Origin of the sequence: Bradyrhizobium sp. STM 3561 (assembly GCF_045571455.1) — a bacterium.
GTDB lineage: Bacteria > Pseudomonadota > Alphaproteobacteria > Rhizobiales > Xanthobacteraceae > Bradyrhizobium > Bradyrhizobium vignae.
The window spans coordinates 7,174,013-7,196,993 of sequence record NZ_CP120695.1 but is presented as its reverse complement, the minus strand read 5'-3'; the positions used below and the strand labels follow the sequence as shown (position 1 = coordinate 7,196,993).

At 64.1% G+C, this 22,981-nt stretch carries 23 protein-coding genes; 13 read left to right on the top strand and 10 right to left on the bottom strand.

Going from position 1 to position 22,981, the window contains the following annotated elements; genetic code table 11:
• Positions 1–71: 71 nt before the first annotated feature.
• The 3 genes from P6U28_RS34055 to P6U28_RS34045 all read left to right on the top strand — a co-directional run bounded on the left by P6U28_RS34055 (position 72) and on the right by P6U28_RS34045 (position 3,257).
• Positions 72–1,430: an aromatic ring-hydroxylating dioxygenase subunit alpha gene (locus P6U28_RS34055; protein WP_129145922.1), complete on the top strand. Its 1,359-nt coding sequence runs from the start codon at positions 72–74 to the stop codon at positions 1,428–1,430.
• A 145-nt stretch (positions 1,431–1,575) separates the two neighbouring features.
• A complete protein-coding gene (locus tag P6U28_RS34050; protein ID WP_129145921.1) occupies positions 1,576–3,012 on the top strand; it encodes a glutamine synthetase family protein in 1,437 nt (478 codons plus the stop codon).
• Between the two features lie 116 nt (positions 3,013–3,128).
• Positions 3,129–3,257 (top strand): hypothetical protein, encoded by a 129-nt coding sequence (locus P6U28_RS34045; protein ID WP_283810522.1) that lies wholly within the window; start codon positions 3,129–3,131, stop codon positions 3,255–3,257.
• Positions 3,258–3,442: 185 nt separating this feature from the next.
• Here the strand turns inward: P6U28_RS34045 and P6U28_RS34040 are convergent, their stop codons facing one another.
• The 7 genes from P6U28_RS34040 to P6U28_RS34010 form a co-directional block, all read right to left on the bottom strand.
• The gene (locus tag P6U28_RS34040; RefSeq protein WP_129145920.1) at positions 3,443–4,156 is read right to left on the bottom strand and encodes an ABC transporter ATP-binding protein; all 714 of its coding nucleotides are present in this window, start codon (positions 4,154–4,156) and stop codon (positions 3,443–3,445) included.
• Complete coding sequence (locus P6U28_RS34035; protein ID WP_129145919.1) at positions 4,149–4,916, bottom strand: ABC transporter ATP-binding protein; 768 nt, start codon at positions 4,914–4,916, stop codon at positions 4,149–4,151. Before P6U28_RS34035 ends, P6U28_RS34040 begins: the two co-directional genes overlap by 8 nt.
• Positions 4,909–5,853 (bottom strand): branched-chain amino acid ABC transporter permease, encoded by a 945-nt coding sequence (locus tag P6U28_RS34030; RefSeq protein WP_122406103.1) that lies wholly within the window; start codon positions 5,851–5,853, stop codon positions 4,909–4,911. The genes P6U28_RS34035 and P6U28_RS34030 overlap by 8 nt, the downstream gene beginning before the upstream one ends.
• Before the next feature lie 13 nt (positions 5,854–5,866).
• Positions 5,867–6,784 (bottom strand): branched-chain amino acid ABC transporter permease, encoded by a 918-nt coding sequence (locus tag P6U28_RS34025; protein ID WP_122406104.1) that lies wholly within the window; start codon positions 6,782–6,784, stop codon positions 5,867–5,869.
• A 393-nt stretch (positions 6,785–7,177) separates the two neighbouring features.
• The gene (locus tag P6U28_RS34020) at positions 7,178–7,396 is read right to left on the bottom strand and encodes a hypothetical protein (protein WP_122406105.1); all 219 of its coding nucleotides are present in this window, start codon (positions 7,394–7,396) and stop codon (positions 7,178–7,180) included.
• 1 nt (position 7,397) lies between these two features.
• Positions 7,398–8,054, bottom strand: coding sequence for an acyl-homoserine-lactone synthase (locus P6U28_RS34015; RefSeq protein WP_164937227.1), 657 nt, complete (start codon positions 8,052–8,054; stop codon positions 7,398–7,400).
• An 85-nt stretch (positions 8,055–8,139) separates the two neighbouring features.
• On the bottom strand, positions 8,140–8,877 hold the full coding sequence (locus P6U28_RS34010; RefSeq protein ID WP_129145917.1) for a LuxR family transcriptional regulator: 738 nt from the start codon (positions 8,875–8,877) through the stop codon (positions 8,140–8,142).
• Positions 8,878–9,050: 173 nt separating this feature from the next.
• On the opposite strand from P6U28_RS34010, the gene P6U28_RS34005 reads away from it, so the two are divergent.
• From P6U28_RS34005 to P6U28_RS33965, 9 genes are all read left to right on the top strand, one after another.
• Positions 9,051–9,227: a hypothetical protein gene (locus P6U28_RS34005; RefSeq protein WP_122406108.1), complete on the top strand. Its 177-nt coding sequence runs from the start codon at positions 9,051–9,053 to the stop codon at positions 9,225–9,227.
• A 421-nt stretch (positions 9,228–9,648) separates the two neighbouring features.
• The gene (locus tag P6U28_RS34000; RefSeq protein ID WP_122406985.1) at positions 9,649–10,587 is read left to right on the top strand and encodes a LysR family transcriptional regulator; all 939 of its coding nucleotides are present in this window, start codon (positions 9,649–9,651) and stop codon (positions 10,585–10,587) included.
• A gap of 132 nt (positions 10,588–10,719) precedes the next feature.
• On the top strand, positions 10,720–11,598 hold the full coding sequence (locus tag P6U28_RS33995; RefSeq protein WP_122406109.1) for a shikimate dehydrogenase: 879 nt from the start codon (positions 10,720–10,722) through the stop codon (positions 11,596–11,598).
• A gap of 55 nt (positions 11,599–11,653) precedes the next feature.
• A complete protein-coding gene (locus tag P6U28_RS33990; protein WP_407120618.1) occupies positions 11,654–12,784 on the top strand; it encodes an ABC transporter substrate-binding protein in 1,131 nt (376 codons plus the stop codon).
• A 238-nt stretch (positions 12,785–13,022) separates the two neighbouring features.
• Positions 13,023–13,898, top strand: coding sequence for a branched-chain amino acid ABC transporter permease (locus P6U28_RS33985; RefSeq protein ID WP_122406111.1), 876 nt, complete (start codon positions 13,023–13,025; stop codon positions 13,896–13,898).
• Positions 13,895–14,893: a branched-chain amino acid ABC transporter permease gene (locus P6U28_RS33980; RefSeq protein ID WP_122406112.1), complete on the top strand. Its 999-nt coding sequence runs from the start codon at positions 13,895–13,897 to the stop codon at positions 14,891–14,893. The genes P6U28_RS33985 and P6U28_RS33980 overlap by 4 nt, the downstream gene beginning before the upstream one ends.
• Positions 14,890–15,633: an ABC transporter ATP-binding protein gene (locus P6U28_RS33975; protein WP_122406113.1), complete on the top strand. Its 744-nt coding sequence runs from the start codon at positions 14,890–14,892 to the stop codon at positions 15,631–15,633. The genes P6U28_RS33980 and P6U28_RS33975 overlap by 4 nt, the downstream gene beginning before the upstream one ends.
• Positions 15,634–15,642: 9 nt before the next feature.
• Complete coding sequence (locus P6U28_RS33970) at positions 15,643–16,380, top strand: ABC transporter ATP-binding protein (RefSeq protein WP_122406114.1); 738 nt, start codon at positions 15,643–15,645, stop codon at positions 16,378–16,380.
• Complete coding sequence (locus P6U28_RS33965; RefSeq protein ID WP_407120617.1) at positions 16,377–18,248, top strand: bifunctional sugar phosphate isomerase/epimerase/4-hydroxyphenylpyruvate dioxygenase family protein; 1,872 nt, start codon at positions 16,377–16,379, stop codon at positions 18,246–18,248. Before P6U28_RS33970 ends, P6U28_RS33965 begins: the two co-directional genes overlap by 4 nt.
• 311 nt (positions 18,249–18,559) lie before the next feature.
• On the opposite strand, the gene P6U28_RS33960 is transcribed toward P6U28_RS33965, so the two are convergent.
• On the bottom strand, positions 18,560–19,732 hold the full coding sequence (locus P6U28_RS33960) for an ABC transporter substrate-binding protein (protein ID WP_407120616.1): 1,173 nt from the start codon (positions 19,730–19,732) through the stop codon (positions 18,560–18,562).
• A gap of 320 nt (positions 19,733–20,052) precedes the next feature.
• Here P6U28_RS33960 and P6U28_RS33955 point away from each other — a divergent pair, with 320 nt between their 5' ends.
• On the top strand, positions 20,053–21,315 hold the full coding sequence (locus P6U28_RS33955; RefSeq protein WP_129146134.1) for an NAD(P)/FAD-dependent oxidoreductase: 1,263 nt from the start codon (positions 20,053–20,055) through the stop codon (positions 21,313–21,315).
• Positions 21,316–21,378: 63 nt separating this feature from the next.
• On the opposite strand, the gene P6U28_RS33950 is transcribed toward P6U28_RS33955, so the two are convergent.
• Positions 21,379–22,590, bottom strand: coding sequence for an ABC transporter substrate-binding protein (locus P6U28_RS33950; protein ID WP_407123137.1), 1,212 nt, complete (start codon positions 22,588–22,590; stop codon positions 21,379–21,381).
• Positions 22,591–22,648: 58 nt separating this feature from the next.
• Positions 22,649–22,972: a 2Fe-2S iron-sulfur cluster-binding protein gene (locus tag P6U28_RS33945; RefSeq protein WP_122406118.1), complete on the bottom strand. Its 324-nt coding sequence runs from the start codon at positions 22,970–22,972 to the stop codon at positions 22,649–22,651.
• Positions 22,973–22,981 lie beyond the last annotated feature (9 nt).

The following is a 22,981-nucleotide window of genomic DNA, read 5'->3' as shown; positions in this document are numbered from 1 at the left end:
TCCAAGGCATGGCATAATTCGCCCATTCGTTCAATAGGCGAACAATCGCCCTCCACAAGGATACACGCGCCATGATGAGCCAGGAGCAGAACGACCTGATCACCCGCACCGGGCCGAAGGACCCCTGCGGCAAGCTGATGCGGAGCTACTGGCAGCCGGCGGCGCTGGTGGATGAGCTGGAAGGCGCGCGGCCGATCCGTCCCGTCAGGCTGCTCGGCGAGAACCTGGTGCTGTTTCGCGACGAGAGCGGACGCTATGGGCTGATCGACCGCCACTGCGCGCATCGCGGCGCCGACCTCGCCTTCGGGCGTTTGGAGCATGGCGGCCTGCGCTGTGCTTTCCATGGCTGGCTGTTCGACGCCACCGGCCAGTGCATCGAGACGCCGGCCGAGCCGAAGGATTCAAAACTCTGCCAGAACATCCGCCAGCGCTCCTATCCCGTGGTGGAGAAGAGCGGCATCCTCTGGGCTTATCTCGGCGAGGGTGCGCCGCCCGCATTCCCGGAGATCGACTGCTTCATCGCGCCGGGCAGCCATACGTTCGCGTTCAAGGGGCACATGGCCTGCAACTGGCTGCAGGCGCTGGAGGTCGGCATCGATCCCGCCCACGCCTCCTACCTGCACCGCTTCTTCGAGGACGAGGACACCTCGACCGCCTACGGCAAGCAATTCCGCGGCGCCTCGGCCGGCTCCGACCTGCCGATGACGAAGATCCTGCGCGAATACGACCGCCCGATCATCAATGTCGAGCACACCGAATATGGCCTGCGGCTGATCGCGCTGCGCGAGATCGACGCGGAGCGGACGCATGTGCGCGTCACCAACCAGCTGTTCCCGCACGGCTTCGTCATCCCCATGAGCACGGAGATGACGATCACGCAGTGGCACGTGCCCGTCGATGACGAGAACTGCTACTGGTACGCGATCTTCACCAGCTACACGAACCCGGTCGACAAGAAGAAAATGCGCGACCAGCGGCTCGAGCTCTATGAGCTGCCCGACTACAAATCGCGCAAGAACCGCAGCAACGATTACGGTTTCGATCCGCACGAGCAGCAGACCGCGACCTATACCGGCATGGGCAACGACATCAACGTGCACGACCAATGGGCGGTGGAATCGATGGGCGCGATTCAGGACCGCACCAAGGAGCATCTCGGACAGTCCGACAAGGCGATCGTGCAGTATCGCCGCCTGCTGCGGCAGGAGATCGAGAAGGTCCAGAACGGCGAGAAGCCGATGCTGTTCCTGGACGAGGCCAACGCACGCAGCATCCAGGGACCGGCGACGATGGACGGCATCGGGCCGACGCGGGGCTGGGAGACCTACTGGATGGAAGTCGACGTCAAGCGCCGCCGCGGCGCGCCCTGGACGGCGCCGGTGCCGAAGGAGATCGAAGGCAAGGTGCATCGGCTGACGGCGGCGGAGTGACGTCTATCCTCGTCATTGCGAGCCAAGCGAAGCAATCCAGTCTGTCACCGCCGGCGCATTGCTGGATTGCTTCGTCGCAAGAGCTCCTCGCACTGACGGAGAATGTGGCGCATGCTTCGCGCCTCACGACTGAAGGAGTAGCAAAGTGACTTTCGTCGCGCGCCATGCGCTGTGGTCGGATGAGCAGAAAGATGCGGCAACGCGCATGCGCCGTATCGCCGAGGAAAAGAACCTCGAGGTCATCCGCCTCGCCTTCCCCGACCAGCACGGCATTTTGCGCGGCAAGACCGTCGTCGCCGCCGAGGCGATCGCCTCGCTCGAAAGCGGCTGCTCCATCACCACGACGATGCTCGCCAAGGACACCTCGCACCGCACGGTGTTTCCGGTGTTCACGTCAGGCGGCGGCTTCGGCATGAAGGAGATGGAGGGCGCGGCCGATGTGCTGATGGTCGCCGATCCCACCACGTTTCGCGTGCTGCCATGGGCCCCGGCGACGGGCTGGGTGCTGTGCGACCTCTATTTCAACGACGGCCGCCCAGTGCCGTTCGCAACCCGCCGGCTCTACAAGAGCGTGCTCGATGAGCTCGGCACGCGTGGTTACGACTTCATCGCGGGCCTCGAAGTGGAATTCCACATCTTCAGGCTCGACGATCCGCACATGCGCGCGGAGGATGCCGGCCAGCCGGGCACACCGCCATCGGTGAGCCTGCTCAGCCACGGCTATCAATATCTCACCGAGCAGCGCTTCGATCAGATGGAGCCGGTGCTGGAGATCTTGCGGCGTGACATCGTCGCGCTTGGGCTGCCCTTGCGCTCGGTCGAGGTCGAGTTCGGACCCAGCCAGTGCGAGTTCACCTTCCAGCCGAGGAAAGGGCTGGAGCCCGCCGACAACATGGTGCTGTTCCGCTCTGCCGTGAAGCAGATCGCGCGACGCCATGGCTATCACGCCACCTTCATGTGCCGCCCAAAACTGCCGAACGTGTTCGCCAGCGGCTGGCACCTGCATCAGTCGATCGTCTCGCGCACGAGCGGCGAGAACCAATTCATGGCGAATGCGGAGGGCGAGCCGCTCAGCGCGTTCGGCCGGGCCTATCTCGCCGGCCTGCTCGACCACGCGCGCGCATCGACCGTGTTCACGACCCCGACCATCAACGGCTACAAGCGCTATCGGTCCTATTCGCTGGCCCCGGACCGCGCGATCTGGGGCCGCGACAATCGCGGCGTGATGATCCGCGTGCTCGGAGGCGCCGGCGATGCCGCAACGCGCCTGGAGAACCGCATCGGCGAGCCCGCCGCCAATCCCTATCTCTACATGGCCTCGCAGATTCTCTCAGGCCTCGACGGCGTCGACCGCAAGCTCGATCCCGGCCCCTCGGCCGACACGCCCTACGAGACCAAAGCGCCGCCATTGCCGAAAAGCTTGCGCGATGCAGTCGCCGCGCTGAAGGACGACCCGTTCTTCCGCGAGAAGCTCGGGGCTGAATTTGTCGACTATTACGCCCACATCAAGAACGCCGAGATCGATCGCTTCCTGTCTGAAGTGACCGACTGGGAGCATCGCGAATATTTCGAGATGTTTTGAGGACGATCCGCCTCACGCTTCCGTGAGACGACTTCGTCTCCCCTGTTCCGACGACATCCCGCAGCGGTCCGACGAAGCCATTTTCCGTCTCGCTCGAAAAACGGCGGAAAGACACCATGCCTAGACTGCCGCTCCATGATCAACAGCGGAGTTCGATCATGTGGGATCAATTGTTCAGCCTGATCTATCGCCTGTCCTGCAGGGCCACCCTGATCGAGATCGGCACGCATCGGCTGGCGCGTTAGCCGCCACTGAGTGCGTCGATCGAGGCTCGCGTGATCCACGAGCTGCACCGCCACGGGATTTGTTGGCAAGGGCGCACCGCCCTTTCCTGTGCCATTGCGAGCGAAGCGAAGCAATCCAGAATCTTTCCGCAGCGGCAATCTGGATTGCTTCGCTGCGCTCGCAATGACGGGGAGAGAGCGGCGCCTCAAATCCCCAGATATTTGTGCTGCAAATCCGGCGCGGCCATCAGCTCGTTCGATGTGCCGCTCCATACGGTTCTGCCGCGCTCGATGATGTAGTGGCGATCGCAGATGCGGGCGAGATGGTCGACGTTCTTGTCGACGACCAGGATCGACTGTCCCCGGTTCTTGAGCAGCGACAGGCAATTCCAGATCTCCTCGCGGATCAGGGGCGCGAGGCCCTCGGTCGCTTCGTCCAGAATCAGAAGCTTCGGGTTGGTCATCAGCGCGCGGCCGATCGCGAGCATCTGCTGCTCGCCGCCGGAAAGCTGGTTTCCCATGTTGGCGGCGCGTTCGGCCAGGCGCGGGAACAGCACGTAGATCGCGGCGAGCGTCCAGGGATTGCTGCTGCCGAAACGATCAGCCGCGGCGGCGACGAGGTTTTCGCGCACGGTGAGGTTCGGGAAGATCTGACGTCCCTCGGGAACGAGGCCGACGCCGAGCTTGGCAATTCTGTAGGACGGAAGCTGCCGCACTTCGGCGCCCGCGAAGCGAATGGTCCCGGCGCGTGCCGGGGTCAGTCCCATGATGGAGCGGATGGTCGTGGTCTTGCCCATGCCGTTGCGGCCCATCAGCGAGACCATCTCGCCCGGCTTGATCGACAGCGACAGGCCGAACAGCACCTGGGAGAGCCCGTAGCAGGTCTCGATGCCGTCGACCTCGAGCAGCGTGTCAGCCATGATGCGTCACCACATGCTGATCGCCGAGATAGGCGCGCTTGACGTCCTCGTTCTGGCGGATCGCGGCCGGATCGCCGGAGGCGATGACGCGGCCATAGACCAGCACCGAGATGCGGTCGGCGAGCGCGAACACCGCCGGCATGTCGTGCTCGACCAGCACGATCGAGACTTCTTTGCGCAGCTCCTGGAGCAGTTTGACCATGCCTTGGGATTCGGTGACGCCGAGGCCGGCCATGGGCTCGTCGAGCAGTAGCAATTTCGGCTTGCTGGCGAGCGCGACCGCAAGCTCGATCTGGCGCCGCTCGCCATGGCTGAGCTTCGACACCAGCACATCGGCGCGATGGGCGAGACCGACGCGGTCGAGCGCGGCATGGGCGGCATCGCGCAGGCCCGTCTCCTTGCGCGCATTGGCGAAGAAGCGGAACGAGGTGCCGGCATGCGCCTGCGCTGCGAGCGCGACATTGTCCGCCGCGGTGAAGTCGAGCAGCAGCGAAGTGATCTGGAACGAGCGCGCAAGGCCGAGCGCGCAGCGGCGATAGGCCGGCAAATAGGTGATGTCGCGCCCGGCCAGCGAGACGCTGCCGGAATGCGGCGCGAGATGCCCGGTGAGCTGGCTGATCAGCGTGGTCTTGCCGGCGCCGTTCGGACCGATGATGGCATGCAGCTCGCCGCTGGCGACCTCGAGCGAGACGTTGTCGGTCGCGATGATGCCGCCGAAGCGGCGCACCAGCTTTTCGACGCGGAGCAGGGGTTCAGCCACGGCCAGCCCTCCCGAGCACGCCCATGATGCCGCCGCGGCCGAACAGAACGATGAGCAGCAACAGCGGACCCATGATCAGCGCCCAATATTCGGTGATCTGCGACAGGAACTCTTCCAGCAGCAGATAGACCACCGCGCCCATCACAGGGCCGAACAGCGTTCCCATGCCGCCCAGGATCACCATCACCATGAGGTCGCCGGAACGCGTCCAGTACATCACGGCCGGGCTGACGAAATCGGTGTTGTTGGCGAGCAGCGCGCCGGCAAGGCCGCACATCGTGCCTGATATGACGAAGCAGACCAGCTGGTAGCGCTTGGCCGGAAAGCCGATCGCCTGCATGCGCTGCTCGTTGGAGCGCAGGCCCTGCACGACGAGGCCGAAGCGCGAATTGACGATGCGCCAGATCAGGAAGATGACGCCGAACAGGCAGGCGAGGCAGAGATAATAGAACTGCGTGCGGTTCGACAGGTCGATCAGCCCCGAGAAGTCGCTGCGCTTGTAGATGGTCAGGCCGTCATCACCACCGTAGCGCGCCAGCCCCGAGGCGACGTAATAGGCCATCTGCGCGAAGGCGAGCGTGATCATGATGAAATAGACGCCGCGGGTGCGCAAAGAGAGCGCGCCGATCACGAGCGCATAGATCGCGGAGGCCGCGAGCGCCACCGGAAACTGAATGAAGCCGGAACCCACGCCTTCCTGCGCAAGCATGCCGACGGCGTAGCCGCCGATGCCGAGATAGGCGGCATGACCAAAGCTCATCATGCCGCCAAAGCCCATGATGAGGTTGAGGCTCGCCGCCGCCAGCGCCAGGATGACGATGCGGGTGAACAGCGTCAGGATGAAGATGTTGCCGGACAGAGACGAATAGAGCGGCAGCAGCACGAGGCCCGCCAGCATCAGGGCCGTGACGGCCTTGCTCACGCTCAGACCTTTCATCGACGCAAGCTCTTCATCTGCGATGGGCCGGAAACAGCCCCTCCGGCCGCACCACCAGCACGATCGCCATCAAGAGATAGATCAGCATGGAGGACAGCGCCGGCGCGGCGGTGGAGGCGGCGGCGCCGCTCAGCACCTGGCGCAACAAGTTCGGCAGGAAGGCACGGCCGAGCGTGTCGATCATGCCGACGAAGATCGCGGCGAGGAACGCGCCGCGGATCGAGCCGATGCCGCCGATCACGATGATGACGAAGGCGAGGATCAGGATGTTCTCACCCATGCCGATCTGCACGGTGAGGATCGGCGCCTGCATCAGGCCGGCGAGGCCCGCGAGCGCGGCCCCCAAGCCGAACACCAGCGTGTAGAGCAACTTGATGTTGATGCCGAGCGCGCCGATCATCTCGCGGTTGGAGGCGCCGGCACGGATCAGCATGCCGATGCGGGTACGCATCACGCCGAGATAGAGCAGCAGCGCAACCAGCAGCGCCACCACGATGATGGCGAGGCGATAGGCCGGATAGTGAATGCCGGGCAGGATCGGCACCGGCACCGTGAGCCAGGCGGGCAAAGGCAGCGCCAGGCCTGCCGGGCCCCAGATCAGCCGCACGGCCTCGTTGAAGAACAGGATCAGGCCGAAGGTTGCGAGCACATGGTCGAGATGATCGCGGCCATAAAGATGCCGCAGCGCCGTCACCTCCAGCACGATACCGAGTACCAGCGTAGCCCCTAACGCCATCAGCGCGCCGAGCACGAAGCTGCCGGTCCAGGCCGCAAAGGTCGCGGCAAAGTACGCGCCCATCATGTAGAGCGAGCCGTGCGCGAGGTTGACGAGATCCATGATCCCGAACACCAGCGTCAGGCCTGCGGCGAGCAGGAACAGCAGCAGGCCGAACTGCAATCCGTTCAAGAACTGTTCGACGACGAGCAGCATCAAGACTCTTTCAGGCGCGCGCAGCGTCGCGCCGATGTTCGAACACGGTCGCCATCAGTGAAAGAGCTCCCCCTGCCTCTTCAAGGCCGAAAAATGGGTAATGGCAGTATCGTTCCGAGGCAAGAGCGATTCGACACCAAACATGCACTTTGTTGCATGCCGATGCATGCGATCGAAATCGATCGTGCAAGAATGCTGCCGTGCCGGCTGGGGCAACCTGCCGCACCCAGACCAACACCCTCTCGCCGGCGGACCGAAGAAAGGGTGCAAGTTCGTCGGAAGGCAGGGAAGTCTAAAGCGCGATGAGAATTGGATGAATCGTCATCGCGCTTTAGCTTGTTGTTTACGCATGATCTTTCCGGAAAACCGCTTCGCACTTTTCCGGATCATGCTTTAGTGCGACGTCATCTGCCGGGGGAGGTCGTCGGGCTCGGCGAGCACGCTGTTGGCCGTCGAGGCCTCCAGCGCTGCCATCCGGAACAGATAGGCGAGCGTCGCCAATCCAGAATCGTCCGCCATCTGCGCCAGCTCGAGCGCCATGTCGGACATGTAGCAGAGGTTCTCGTCCTTCGTTTGCGCCATGATCTGGCTGTCCCGCATCATGTTCGACATCTCAGGCGCTCTTTCGTTGCGCGGCGAAGCCGCAGAGGTTGGCACGGGCGATGCAGTCGATACGCGGACCGTCCTGCTGGACGACGCTCGTCATCCCGATACGGTCACGCACGATATCAAGCGACTCCTGCCGAATATCGATCGTTGCGGCCATGGTCCAGGAATTCTCGACCAGCGCCGGTAATCCCAGCGGCGTCACGACGAATCCGATGTCATGGAAGCGCGGTAGCCACCAGGTCTCCATGACGAGACAGAGCCGCTCGAGGCCCTGATCGAGACAGAACTCCTGCGCTGCCGCCATCAATTGCAGATTGAACACGCCGTCGCGGCGCTCGCGCGAAACGAAGAAGCGCGACCACTCCCAGACCAGCGGGTCCGATGGGCAACCGCGCACCGCGGCGAGATGCGGGAAGACCTCGCCCATCATCGTCGGCTTGGTGGTCGGATACAGGCGGGAGCCGCCGAGCACCCGGCCACTTTCGAGAGCCAGCAGGTAGACCGCGTCCTCATTGTCGTAGGTATCGATCTCGCGACCGTCGGGCTTGCGCAGTGCCTCCCAATTCCGCTCCTCGACAAAGATCTCGTGACGGACCCGAAAATGCTGTTCCAGGACACCCTCGTAGAGGTGCCGATTGACGGCAGAAATCACATGAATCATGAACTCCCCCATGGCTCGAAATGGGGGAAGCCTCAGCGAAAAAGGCAAAGCCGACTATTGGGAAATTTCCCAGTAGGCGACGATTTCAAGGAGTGATGATTCTGTGGCGGATCGCGATTGCGACCGCATGCGTCCGGTTGACGGCGCCGAGCTTGCGCGCGGCAGTTGCAAGGTGCTCTTCCGCCGTGCGTTGCGTGATGTTGAGGATCTCGCCGATCTCCCAGGCGGACTTGCCTTGGGAGGCCCAGGCGAGCACCTCGCGCTCGCGGGGGGTGAGCCGGGTCGACGGATGCGGCGCCGGATCAAGCAGACGGCGAATGTGATCAAAGCCGTACATCGCGATCAGATGCAACGCCGGCTTGCTGCGGGCGTTGAGATCGAGATGGACGCCACCGAGCGAGACGCCGGCCTCATAACCGGTCAAGCCGTGGATCGGCACCACGAAGCCGCGCGACATGCGGAAATCGGCGGCGCGCCGCATCACCTCCACCGCGCCCGGCTCTAGCTCCGGATCATACGGCGCTTCAGACCACTCGAAAGGGTTCACCGTCTGCCGGCATTTGCGGATCACGGGATCGACGCGATCGTAGCTCTTTTGGGTGTAGAGGCTGAACCACTCCGCCGGCCACTTCTTGGCGAGCACCATCTGGGAGAAGCGCTGATCGGGATTGGGCAGGCCCGTTACGATGATGTGTTCGAATCCGTACCGAGCGAAGGCGGTCGAGAGCGCATCCACGGCGTCCGGAATCTTCGTGTAGGCGCTAAGCCCCTCGATGAAGTCGAGCGCCTCCCGGCCATAATCCACGGCATCTGCGGCAGACATCAGTGCGTTTCCTGACCCTGGCCTCCCATATAGCATGTACATGTATTTGGGGGCTGCCCCAATTTCGCTGCTCCGTAGTTTGCCGGTGTTCCGTCTGCTGCGAAGATTTAATCTACTTGTGGAGGAAGTGAGGTCCAGTTACACCTGAACGCGTCCGAAGCGGGAAAACCACGATGGAAGACGAGGACATCGCCCTCAACAGCGTGCTCGGCCTGGAATTGAACCGCGTGTTTTTTGCCGTCCGCGAAACGGCCAACAAGCAGAAGATCATCGAGTTTGCGCGCGAGGTGCTGCAAAGCGAGCGCGCGGAGCTAGCCGAGAGCGTGTTGCCGGAAGGGCCGGCGAGCTAGAGCGCCGTTGCAACAGAAAGAGCAACAGATCGCGCCAGGAGGACGCCTCTCCATCTGAACGCGCGGATTTCGGTCGAAACGCTTTGACCGGGAAATTACTCCGCCATCGTCAGCCACGAGTCAGCGTCGCTCTTACCCTCCCCTGGAGGGTCCCTGGAGGGGGAGGGTCGGCTCATATTGAGCGCAGCGAAATATGAGACGGGGTGGGGTGACGGTCCCTCCGCGACGAACAGTGCCCGAGTGGAGAGATCACCCCACCCCGCTCGCGCTGCGCGCGATCGACCCTCCCCCTCCAGGGGAGGGTAGGGCAGCCCGCCAGCCTCCGTCCACATCGCACACACTTGCCGCTGGATGACATCGCATTTCTCGTGAGATGATCGCCGCCACGATCTCTTGTCGATGCCAGGGACATTTCAACGCCATGATGACGCTGCGCCAGGTTGAAGTGATCCGTGCCGTGATGGTGACGGGCACCATCGGCGGTGCGGCAAAGCTGCTCAACGTCTCGGCGCCCGGGATCAGCCGCCTCGTCAAATACACCGAGCGGTCGCTCGGCATCCGCTTCTTTCAGCGCCAGAACGGGCGCTACTTCCCGACGCCGGAAGCCGAGAACATCTTCGAGCAGATCAACGGCGTCTATAAGAAGGTCGACGACCTCTCCGAGATCATCTCCAAGATCGGCCGCGGCGGCCTCTCGGAGCTGCGCATCGGCTCGGTGCCGAGCATCTCACAGGTAATGGTGCCGCGCGCCATCGAGCGTGTCCGCCGCCGCTATCCCGATCTCGGCATCGACATCAACATCCTCAAGCTCGAGGAGGCCATCGACTACCTGATGCTCGGCCGCGGCGAGTGCGTGGCGATGAGCTACCGGCTGGAGCATTCCGGGCTCGACTTCATGCCGCTTGCCTCGGGCGAGCTCTATTGCATCGTGCCGGCGGGTCACGAGCTCGCCGGCCGCAAGCAGGTTTCCGCCGCCGAGATCACCCGCTATCCGCTGATCGGCATCGATCCCAACGACCCTTACGGCCGGATCATGGCCGAGATCTTCGCGCGCAACCGGCTCGACTACAACATCACCATCCGTGCGCGCTTCGGCACCACGGTCTGCGCGCTGGTGAAGGCGGGGCTCGGCATCGCCATCATCGACCAGTTCACGGTCGCCCATGGCGGCTATCCCGGGATCGAGCTTCTGAAGATCACCGAGCCGACGCGGTTCGACACCTACATCGCAGTCAAGCGCGGCACGCCGCTGTCGCTGCATGCGGAGTACTTCATCGAAGCCCTGCGCACCGAGATGCGCGCGGTCGAGCCGTCCCGTGGCAATGGCAAGGGCACCCTGGCACGCGGGCGAAAGAAATAACATCATGTTCGGTTTGTCGGATAAAAGGGTAATTGTGTTAGGCGGGGGAAAGACTATCGTCGCAGCTGGAATTGCGCAGGTTTCCCCGCTAATGGCCGGGACCGGACGCTCCCAACGAGACGATAGGGAACCATGTCGAAGCGCGGATACGCCGCCAGCAAGAAGCTTCTCACAGGCCTGATCGGCGCCCCGATCGCGCATTCCGCGTCCCCCGCCATGCACGAGCGCGCCGCCGAGGCGCTTGGCCTGCGCGGCCATTACCAGCTCATCGAGGTCGCCGGCGCCGACGCGGCCGAGCTGCGCCTGATGCTCGAAGGCGTAAGGCGGCTCGGCTTTGCCGGCGTCAACGTCACTTACCCTTACAAGGAAGCAGTGGTCCCGCTGCTCGACGCGCTGGCGCCGGGCGCGGCCAGCATGGGGGCGGTCAACACCGTCGTGGTCAGGGATGGCCGGCTGACCGGGCACAACACCGACACCACCGGCTTTGCGCGGGCCGTGGCGCCGTTGCTGGCCCCGTCCGGCAACGCCGTCGCCGTGATCGGCGCCGGCGGCGTCGGCAAGGCGATCGCCTTTGCGCTCGCGAGCCTGAAAGTGGCCGACATCCGCATTTTCGACAGCGAGCCGGCACGCGCGGAGAAACTCGCCTCGCTGCTTGCCAGACAGAGCGGCGCGAGGGTGGCTGGAAGCGTCGAGGATGCGCTCGATGGCGCAACCGGTCTCGTCAACGGCACGCCAGTCGGCATGTTGCCGAGCCGTGACATGCCGGTGCCGGCGGCACTGCTCAGGCCGGACCTGTGGGTCGCGGACGCCGTCTATTCGCCGCTGATCACGCCGCTGCTGGCCGCGGCGCGAGAGAAAGGCGCCCGGATCATGACCGGGCGCGAGCTTGCGATCTATCAGGCCGCCGACGCATTCGAACTGTTCACCGGCCTTGTCCCATCCACCGATGTCATGGGAGAAGCTTTTGATGCCGCAATGGCTGCGCGCAGCGCGGCCTATCAGGCAGCTTGAGGCGAAGCGGCCGGCACAAGGCTGCTCGCGAGATTTGAAACGGGAGGAGAGGACGATGAAATCAACGCTATTGGTGGGCGCGCTGCTCACCGCCATGACGGCAACGAGCGCCCTTGCTCAGGCGATCAAGCTCGCCGACGTCGCCGAACTCTCCGGCGGCGGCGCCACCGTCGGCACCAATTGGAAGAACGGCATCGACCTCGCGATCGAGGAGATCAACGCCAAGGGCGGCGTGCTCGGTCGCAAGCTGGAGGTGACCCACGCCGACTCGCAGTCCAACCCGGGCGTCGCCCGCGCCCAGGTGCAGAAGGCCCTCGACGCCGAGCCCTATGTGCTGCTCGGGCCCGGCTATTCCGGCTCGGTGAAAGTGACCGCGCCGCTCGCGGCCGAGGCGGGCATCGCGCAGATCATGGGCGGTGAAGCCGCCGAGCTGACGCAAGCCGGCAACAAGTTCCTGTTCCGCACCTCGTTCGGCCAGCAATCCTCGATGCCGAAGGTCGCAAAGTACATCCAAGACGAGATGAAGGCGAAGACGGTCGCGGTGGTCTGGGTCAACAACGATTTCGGCCGCGGCGGCCGCGACGTCGTGGTCAAGGAGCTCGATCGGCTCGGCTCCAAGGTCGTCGCCGACCTCTCCACCGAGGCGGGTCAGGCCGACTTCGCCGCCGATGTCGGCAAGATCAAGGCTGCGAACCCAGACGCCGTCTTCGTCTATCTCAACGAGGAAGAGAGCGCGCGCATCCTCAAAGAGCTGAAGCGCCAGGGCGTCACCGCGCCGCTGATGGGCGAGACCACGCTGATCGGCCAGAAGGTGATCGAGCTCGCCGGCGATGCGGCCAACGGCGCGCGTGGCCATGTCGGCCTCACCACGGATGCGCCGGTCGATCTGGTCAAGGCGTTCCGCGAGAGGTTCTCCAAGAAGTACAATTACGTCCCCGATCATAACGGCCTGAAGGGCTACCTCGCCGTCTACATGGTGAAGGCCACCACCGAGAAGATGGGCAAGGTCGACCCGAAGAAGTTTGCCGACACGTTGCACGGCCTCACCATTAAGGCCGCGGACGAGCCGGGCATCCTGATGGACGTCACCTTCGACCAGAACGGCGACATCGATCGCCAGAGCTTCTTGGTGGAGGTGGTCGAAGGCAAGCAGGTCGTGAAGCAGGTGCTGCCGAAGTTGAAGTGAGGGAATCTTCGCCTCTCCCCGCGCCTGTCTCGCCGAAGCTTCACGAAGGCGGATGCGGGGAGAGATCTCTCCTCTCCCTTTCCCCGCTCTTCGCCGGGAGAGGGTGGAGTAAGGGGTGCTGCCGCAGTCACGGTGACAATTGAATTCGCGGAGAGAGACCCCTCACCCCTGCCCTCTCCCGGTAAGAACGGGGAGAGGGAGAAGGAAGAGCGGAGCGAGGGAGTGGAGAGAGGGGAAAATGTCCAACCTATTCGATCTACTGGTCGCAGGGTTAGCCACCGGCGCGATCTATGCGCTGGTCGCGGTCGGGTTCACGCTGCTGTGGCAGACCTCGCAGACCATCAATTTCGCGCAAGGCGAGTTCGTGATGCTGCCGGCGTTCCTGATGCTGGCCGCGATGCATGTCGGCGCGCCGTTCTGGCTCGCGATCATCCTCGGCATCCTCCTGTCGATGATCCTGCTCGGCCTCGCCTTCAAGCTGCTGCTGGTCGATCCGATGATGCGCCACGGCGTGCTGCCGCTGGCGATTGCGACCATGGCGCTCGCGATCGGGATCAAGGAAGCGGTGAAGCAGTTCTTCAGCGCCGAGGCTTCGCCGTTTCCCTCGATCGTGCCGACCGGCGACATCTCCATCCTCGGTCACGCCGTCTCGCTGCAGAGCCTCGGCGTGCTCGTTGTCGCCATTCTCGCCGTCCTGGGCCTGACCACCTTGCTGAACCGAACCTCGCTCGGGCATCAGATGCAAGCGGCGGCACAGAACCCGACGGTGGCGCGCATCATCGGCGTGCCGGTCGAGCGCATGATCCTGTTGACCTTCCTGATCAACGCCTTCCTGGTGGCGCTGGCCTCGCTGCTGATCACACCGATCTACCTTGCAAAGTTCTCGTCCGGTGAGGTGCTGGGCCAGGCGGCCTTCATTGCGGCGATCGTCGGCGGCTTCAACCAGGTACGCGGCGCGATCGCCGGCGGCCTTCTGATCGGCGTGCTCGACAATCTCGCGGCGACCTATGTCTCAACGCAGTACCGTGCCGCCGTGCCGATGATCTTCCTGATCGCCGTGATCCTGTTCCGGCCGCAGGGCTTGCTCGGCCGCGCCGAGGAGCGCACGGTATGAGCGGCTTCGCCAAACCGTTGAAGATCGCGCTCGGCCTTGCCGTCATCGCCGCGTTGATCATCGTCCCCATGAACTTCAACCGCTACGGCCTGTTCATCCTGAGCCAGTGGGCGGTGATGAGCATCGCCGCGATGGGCCTCAACCTCACGCTGGGCTATGCCGGCCAGGTCTCGCTGGCCCAGGGAGCGTTCGTCGGCATCGGCGCCTATGCCGCCGCGATCATGACGACGCATGGCTGGCCGCTGCCGGCCGCGATCCTGGTTGCGATTGCCTTGAGCTTCGCGATCGGCTGGGTGCTCGGCTATCCCGCGCTGCGCGTGCAGCACCACTATCTCGCCTTCGTCACACTGGCCTTCTCTACCCTCGCTTTCCTGGTGTTCCGCAACGAGAGCTGGCTCACCGGCGGCATCTACGGCATCTCCAACATTCCGCGTCCGCACATCCTCGGGCTCGCGACCAACAAGCCGCTGCCGTTCTATTATGTCTGCCTCGGCTCGCTCGCGATCGTGTCGCTCGCGGTTTGGTGGCTGATCCGCTCGCCGTGGGGGCGCGCCTTCATGGCGCTGCGCGAAAATCCGCTGCGCGCACAATCGCTCGGTGTCGACACGCGCCGCTATACGCTGATGGCGTTCGCGATCGGCTCGGCGCTCGGCGGCGTCGCCGGCGCGCTCTACGCGCCGCTGACGCAATATATCGACCCCGTTCCCTTCAACCTGTCGCTCTCGCTTGATCTGTTGATGATGGTGATCGTCGGGGGCGCGGGCTTCTATTTCGGTCCGTTCCTGGGGGCGATGATCGCGGTGCTGCTGCCGGAATGGCTGCGCTTCACGGAAGGTTATTACCTGATGCTCTACGCGGTGGCCGTGATGCTGCTGCTGATCTGGTCCCCGACCGGCATTCTGGGAATCCTCGACCGCTATCTCGCCGAACGCCGCACCAAGGCGGCGTCGGCGCTGCGCGCCGTCGCAAAATCCCGCCTGGAGACGGTGCAATGAGTGCGGTCCTCGAAGTCACCGACGTCAAGAAGAGCTTTGGCGGCATCCACGCAGTCAACGGCGTCTCGTTCGATGTCCGCGAGGGCGAGATCCTCGGCCTGATCGGTCCGAACGGCTGCGGCAAGTCCACGCTGTTCAATTGCATCCTCGGCCAGCTCACGCCATCGGGCGGCGAGGTGAAGCTCGATGGCAAGCTGGTCACGGGATTGCGTCCCTCCGAGCTCAACAAGCTCGGGGTCAGCCGCACCTTCCAGCTGTTGCAGGTGTTCCCAAAGCTCTCGGTGCGCGAGAACCTGATCCTCGCCGGACAGGAGCACCAGGGCAACATGGCCTCGCGCCTGGTCGGCCGCTCCGACGCCGGACTGACTGACGCCGCCAACCAGATGATCGGCTTCTTCAAGCTCGACCATCTCGCCGACGAGCCTGCCGGCGGCCTCTCCTATGGCCAGCAGAAGCTGCTCGACGCCGCCATGGCCTTCATGGGCGGGCCTCGCCTGGTGCTGCTCGACGAGCCCGCCGGCGGCGTCAACCCATCGATGCTGGCTGACCTGAAGGAGCGTCTGGTCGCGATCAACCGCGAGAAGAATGCCACCTTCGTCGTGATCGAGCACAACATGGAGTTCGTGATGTCGCTGTGCTCGCGCGTGATGGTGATGGCGGAAGGCAAGGTGCTGGCGATGGGCCGGCCCGAGGAGGTTCGCAGGAACCCCGCCGTGATCGAAGCCTATCTCGGACATTAGGAGCGAGTGATGAGCGACCCGATCCTCTCGGTCCGCAATCTCGTCGGCGGCTACGGCAAGATGACGATCTTGAACGGCACCACCTTCGCCGTTCCTCCAGCCACGATCACAACGATCATCGGCCCGAACGGCGCCGGCAAATCGACCGTATTCAAAGCAATCTTCGGCCTCCTGAAGCTGCGCGAAGGCAAGATCAGCTTTGCAGGCCGCGACGTCACCAATCTGAGCCAGCGCGCCCTGCTCAATGCCGGCATCTGCTACGTGCCGCAGGGCCGCAACATCTTTCCCGAGCTGTCGGTGCGCCACAATATCGAGCTCGGCGGCGTCGCTGCCGAGAAGGGGCTGGATCTGCCCCAGCGGATCGAGAAGGCGCTCGACCTGTTTCCCGCGCTGCGCCGCAAGTCGGCACAGCAGGCCTCCACGCTGTCAGGCGGCGAGCAGAAGCAGCTCGAGATCGCGCGCTCGCTGCTGCTCGAGCCAAAGCTCGTGCTGATCGACGAGCCTTCGATCGGCCTGTCGCCGCTGATGGTGCAGCAGACTTTTGGCATCCTCAAGAGCTTGCGCGACCGCGGCGTCACCATCCTGATGATCGAGCAGAACGCGCGTTCAGCGCTGGAGATCTCCGACATCGGCATCGTGCTCGAACTCGGCCAGACCCGCATGGCCGACAAGGCGGAGCGCATCCTGAACGATCCCCGCATCGGGCAACTCTTTCTCGGGGGTGCCATGGAGGACAATGCAGCATGAACAAACGCTCGATCGCCACCGTCTCCCTCTCAGGCAGCCTCGACGAGAAGCTCCGCGCCATTGCGGCCGCAGGTTTCGACACGGTCGAGATCTTCGAGAACGATCTGCTGTCCTTCGGCGCGGGTCCGCGCGACATCGCAAAGCTCTGCCGCGACCTCAACCTCGAGATCTGCGCCTTCCAGCCGTTTCGCGACTTCGAAGGCATGCCGGAGCCACAGCGTGCGCGCAACTTCGCCCGTGCCGAGCGCAAGTTCGACCTGATGCAGGAGCTCGGCACCGACCTGCTGCTGATCTGTTCCAATGTCTCCCCCAGCTCGCTCGGCGGCATCGACCGCGCCGCGGAAGATTTTCGCGAGCTCGGCGAGCGTGCGGCCAAGCGGGGTTTGCGCGTCGGCTACGAAGCGCTGGCCTGGGGGCGCCACGTCAACGACTATCGCGATGCCTGGGAGATCGTGCGGCGCGCCGATCATCCCGCGATCGGCATCATCCTCGACAGCTTTCATGCGCTGGCCCCTGGCTTTCCGACCCGTGCGATGGCCTCGATTCCCGGTGACAAGATCTTTCTGGTGCAGCTTGCCGACGCACCGAAGCTCGAGCTTGACATCCTGTCGTGGAGCCGACACTTCCGCTCCTTCCCCGGCCAGGGTGACCTGCCGGTCGGCGAGTTCATGGCCGCGATCGCGGCGACCGGCTATGCCGGGCCACTGTCGCTGGAAATCTTCAACGACCAGTTCCGCGCCGGGTCGGCGGCACAGACCGCGGTCGACGGTCTGCGCTCGCTGATCCTGCTGGAGGACCAGCTCGCACCGGATTGGCCGAAGCTTGGCCGCGAGCCGCTGGCACCGAAGGCGAAGAGCCGCGGCACCGGCTTCGTCGAGTTCGCCCTCAACGAGACCAAGGCCGGCGAGCTTGCCCGCCTGTTTTCGCAGCTCGGCTTCCGCAAGACCGGCCAGCATCGCAGCAAAGCGGTAGAGCGCTGGTCGCAGGGCAAGGTCGAGCTCGTCATCAATTGCGAGACCGACGGTTTTGCGCATTCTCACTACGTCACGCACGGTCCCGGCGTCTGCGCCATCGCGCTCGACGTCGACAATGCCGGCCGCGCCATGCAGCGCGCCGAAGCACTGAAGGCGCGCACCTTCTACCAGCCGGTCGGACCAGGCGAGCTGGAGATCCCCGCGATCCATGGCGTCGGCGGCAGCCTGCTCTACTTCCTCGATCAGGCCGGCAAGAACTGGGACACCGATTTCGAGCCTGTGACGAGCGATGCCAGTGGTGACGCACTGCTGGCGGTCGATCACATCGCGCAATCGATGCCTTACGATGAGATGCTGTCCTGGCGGCTGTTCTACACCGGAATCCTCGACCTGAAACGCCTGCCGCAGATGGAGCTCGCCGACCCCAGGGGGCTCGTACAGAGCCAGGCCATCATCAACGCCGACCAGAGCCTGCGCTTCGTGCTCAACGGCTCCTCCGCCAACCGCACGCTGCCGGCGCGCTTCATCTCCGAGTTCTTCGGCTCGGGCGTGCAGCACGTCGCCTTCTCGTGCCAAGACATTTTTGCCACCGTCGCCGCGATGCGCCAACGCGGCGCGGACTTCCTGGATATTCCTGACAACTACTACGACGATATCGAAGCCAAATACGACCTCGCGCCCGAACTGATGGCGCAGCTGCGCGCCAACCACATCCTCTACGACCGCGAGGGCGACGGCGAGTTCTTCCAGGTCTACACCCACATTTTCGACGAGCGGTTCTTCTTCGAGATCGTCGAGCGCAGGAATTATCAGGGTTTTGGCGCAGCCAACGCCGGCATCAGGCTCGCAGCGCAGGCGCGCGAGGTGCGGCCCGCCAGCATGCCGCGGGTATGATGACCCTCTGCCCTTGCAGGCTCTTCCCTCTCCCCGCTTGCGGGGAGAGGCCGGAATTCGAGCGCAGCTTGAATTCCGGGTGAGGGGGAGCTTCGGCGAGACGGATATCCGCTGGAACGACGGTCTCTCAGCACGTCATTGCGAGCGCAGCGAAGCAATCCAGAATCCCTCCGCGGAAAGACTCTGGATTGCTTCGCTGCGCTCGCAATGACCATGTTGAACTGTCGAGGACTCCAACCGACTCGGTCCCCGCGGAGACTCCGCTCACCCCAGCCCTCTCCCCGCAAGCGGAGAGAGGAAGAAGCGTCAGCTCACTTCATCTTGCACTTGTCGTGGAAGCGATCCTGGTCGTTCTCCACGATGGTGGCGACGGTCTTCAGCGCGAGCTGGCCCTCGGAATCCTTGACCACGTCCTGCAGATAGAAATTCTGGATCGGGATGTGGTTGTTGCCGTATTTGAATGAGCCGCGCACCGACTTGAAGTTCACCTTCTCCATCTCGGCCCTCATCTCGTCCTTCTTTGAGGTGTCGCCCTTCACGGCAACGACGGCGCTGTTGATCAGGTTCGCAGCGTCATAGGACTGCGCGCCGTAGAAGGTCGGACGCAGTCCGGTGTACTTCTTGCGGTAGTCGGCGACGAAGCGCTTGTTCTGCTCGTTGGGGAGGTCGTTGACCCATTGCTGCGCGCCGGGCACCCCGAGTGCGTTCTCCTTCTGGAGCGGCAGCGAGAGCTCGTCGATGGTGAAGGCGGTGTAGAGTGGCATCGTGCTCTTCAGCCCGGCCTGCGCATATTGATTGAGGAATTGCACGCCGGCGGCACCGGGGTAGAATGCGAAGATCGACTCGGCTCCGGAGGCGCGCGCCTTGGAGAGCTCGGCGGAGAAATCGAGCTGGCTCGGCCACACCGTGTATTCCTCACCCACGACCTGACCTTTGAAGGTGCTCTTGACGCCGGCCAGCATGTCCTTGCCGGCGGCGTAGTTCGGGCCGATCAGGAACACCGACTTGACGCCCTTCTGGTTCATATAAGTGCCGACCGCCTGCGGGGTCTGGTCGTTCTGCCAGGAGGTCGAGAACACGTAAGGCGAGCACAGCTCGCCCGCGAGCTGCGACGGACCGGCATTGGCCGAGATCAGGAAGGTCTTCGAATCGACCGCGGTCTTGAGCGAGGCCAACAACACGTTCGACCAGATATAGCCGACGATGAAGTCGACCTTGTCGGACTGCACCAGCTTCTCGGTTTTCTGCTTGCCGACGTCGGGCTTCTGCCCGTCATCCTCGTAGATCACCTCGACCGGCTTGCCGTCCATCTTGCGGCCGAGATGGTCGAGCGCGAGCTCGAAGGAGTTGCGCATGTCGTTGCCGATCACGGCGGTCGGGCCGCTGAAGGTCGAGACGAAACCGATCTTGATAGTGTCGCCGGCGAACGCCTGATTTGCCAGCACCAGCGCCGCTGCGCCCGCCAGCCAAAATGCCCTTCTCATAACCACTCCCCTCCTTATTATCGGTCCCGGAAACGGGGTGATCGCCGCCCCGGGCCTGTCTCTATTGAACGCAAAATCCATCGAGCCGCCAACGGCTCAGCGGCGGCTCCTGCACCATATTTCGCCCTAATCTGCGATGGCAAGAAATATAATTCTACTCACTTCGGCCAAGGCCGCCCAAGGCCGGCCCGGAGGCTGCGGCGCTTTTTCGCGCCAGATCGATACATCAGGCCTATGCGACGATTGATGACGACTATTGGACCACGACGCCCGATCCGCACTTAAATGCAGGTGAGCAGCAGCGAGATTCGAGGTGCATCATGGCCGCCACTCCCCACCGCGTTGTCATCGTCGGCGCCGGCTTCGGCGGGCTGGAGACGACCTACCGCCTTGCGGGCGCACCGGTCGAGATCACGCTGATCGACCGCCGCAATCATCATCTGTTCCAGCCGCTGCTCTACCAGGTCGCGACCGCATCGCTCGCGACCAGCGAGATCGCCTGGCCGATCCGCCATCTCATGCGCGACCGGCGCGAGGTGACGACGCTGTTCGCGACGGTGAGCGGCGTCGATGCCGAGCGGCGCCGCGTTCTGATCGACGATGGCAGCGAGGTACCCTATGACACGCTGGTGCTCGCCACCGGCGCGCGGCACGCCTATTTCGGCCATGACGAGTGGGAGGTATGGGCGCCTGGCCTGAAGACGCTGGAGGATGCGACCACGCTGCGCCGGCACATCCTGGTGGCATTCGAGCGCGCCGAGCGCGAGACCGATCCGAAGCGGCGCGCGGCGCGGCTGACCTTCGTCATCGTCGGCGCCGGCCCGACCGGGGTCGAGCTCGCCGGCACCATCGCCGAAATGGCGCACCACACTTTGCCTGCCGATTTCCGCAACATCGACACGACGAAGGCACGCGTCGTTCTGATCGAAGCCGGCCCGCGTGTGCTCGCCGGCTTTCCCGACGACCTCTCGGCTTACGCGCAGGCCTCGCTGGAAAAGATCGGCGTCGAGGTCGTGCTCGGCCAGGCCGTCACCGAGATCAATCGTGAAGGCGTCGTGTTCGGCGGCAAGCTGCTCGAGGCAAAGACACGGATCTGGGCCGCCGGCGTGCGCGCCTCGCCCGCGGCCGAATGGCTGGGCGCAGCCAGCGATCGCGCCGGGCGCGTGCTGGTGGAGCCCGACCTCAGCATTCCCGGCCATCCCGAGATCTTTGCGATCGGCGATACCGTCACCATCAACGCCTGGGACGGCAAGCCGGTGCCGGGTATCGCGCCGGCGGCCAAGCAGCAGGGCCGTCATGTCGCCGAGACCATCAAGGCGCGGCTGCGCGGCACATCGGCGGGCCCGTTCCGCTACAAGCACGCCGGCAGCCTCGCGCAGATCGGCAAGCGGCTCGCGGTGATCGACTTCGGCAAGATCAAATTGCGCGGCACCATCGCGTGGTGGATCTGGGGCATCGCCCACATCTACTTCCTGATCGGCCTCCGCCACCGCCTCAGCGTCGCCCTCAGCTGGCTCTGGATCTACGCGCGCGATCAGCGCGCGGCGCGGCTGATCACGCAGGGATCTAGCAAGGTGGTGTAGGGACGTTTCTCCTACCCTTCCCAGGAGGGGGAGGATGAAGGAAGATCGCGCTCCTGGCTACATTCACTTCACCAGCTCGCACCCGCCCTCCGCCAGCGGACGGAACGCCTGGTCCGCCGGAATGGTCGAGACCAGCTTGTAATAATCGTACGGATATTTCGACTCTTCCGGCTTCTTCACCTCGAACAGGTACATCGGATGCACGACGCGGCCGTCCTGGCGGATCGTGGTGTCGCCGAACAGCTTGTCCTTGCCTTTGAACTTCTTCATCTCGGGCACGACATTCTTGGCGTTGTCGCTGCCGGTGGCGGCGACGGCATTGAGATAAGCGAGCGTGGAGGCGTAGACGCCGGCCTGATTGCCGCTCGGCATCTTGCCGTTCATGCCGGCGCGGGCTGCGAAGCGTTTCGCAAACGCGCGCGTGTCGTCGTTCATGTCCCAGTAGAAGGCTTCCATCAGCTGGAGGCCTTGCGCGACCTTGATGCCCATGCCGTGGATGTCGTTGATGAAGAGCAGGAAGGCCACGAGCTTCTGCCCGCTCTGCTGGAGCCCGAACTCGGCGGCCTGCTTCACCGCGTTGATGGTGTCGCCGCCGGCATTGGCCAATCCGATCACCTGCGCCTTCGAGCTCTGCGCCTGCAACAGGAAGGACGCGAAGTCGGAGGTGCCGAGCGGATGTTTTGACGAGCCGAGCACCTTGCCGCCGTGTCCTTCGATGTATTTCTGCGCCTCCGCCTCGATACCCTTGCCGAGGGCGTAGTCGACCGTGAGGAAATACCACTCCTTGCCGCCTCGCGACATCATGGCGGCCGCCGTGGTGTTGCCGGTCGCCCAGGCATCGTTGACCCATTGGATGGTGTTCGGCGAACAGGCCTTGCCGGTGAGATCCGAGCTCGCCGTCGAGGACGCCAGGAACGTCATGCGGCTGTCGCGCAACAGCGCGTTGATGGAGAGCCCGACGGCCGAGTTCGGCACGTCGACGATGGCATCGACGCCCTCGATGTCGAGCCATTTGCGCGCGATGGCATTGCCGACATCGGCCTTGTTCTGGTGGTCGGCATAGACGATCTCGACCTTGATGCCCTTAGCCCGGCCGTTGAAATCCTCCGCCGCCATGCGCGCGGCCTCGACCGAGCCCATGCCGTTGGTGTCCTGGAAGATGCCGGAGATATCGTTGAGCACGCCGATGCGCACCACGTTGTCCGAGATCTCGGCATTCGCCGCGCCGGTCGCCAGGCTCGCAGCCAGCGCGAGAGTCAACTTCAGATGCTTCATCATTCCCTCCCCTGTTTGATGTATTGTCGCGCCGGTCGTTGCCGGCACGTTCCGAGATTCAGACCTGCCGCTCCGGCATCCTCAGCACCAGCCCGTCGAGCTCGGGCGTGATGTCGATCTGGCAGGACAGCCGGCTGTTCGGCAGCCGCTCGGCGGCGGTGCCGTCGAGCAGCGCATCCTCATCGTCAGCCATTGCAGGCAGGCGCACGAGCCAGGCCTCGTCGACATAGACGTGGCAGGTCGCACACATGGCGTTGCCGCCGCATTCGGCCAGGATGCCGTCGAGGCCGTGACGGGTCGCGGCCTGCATGGCGCTCTCGCCGCCTACGGTCTCGATGCGGATGGACTTGCCGTCGGGATGGATGAAGGTGATGGCGGGCATCAAAGCTCC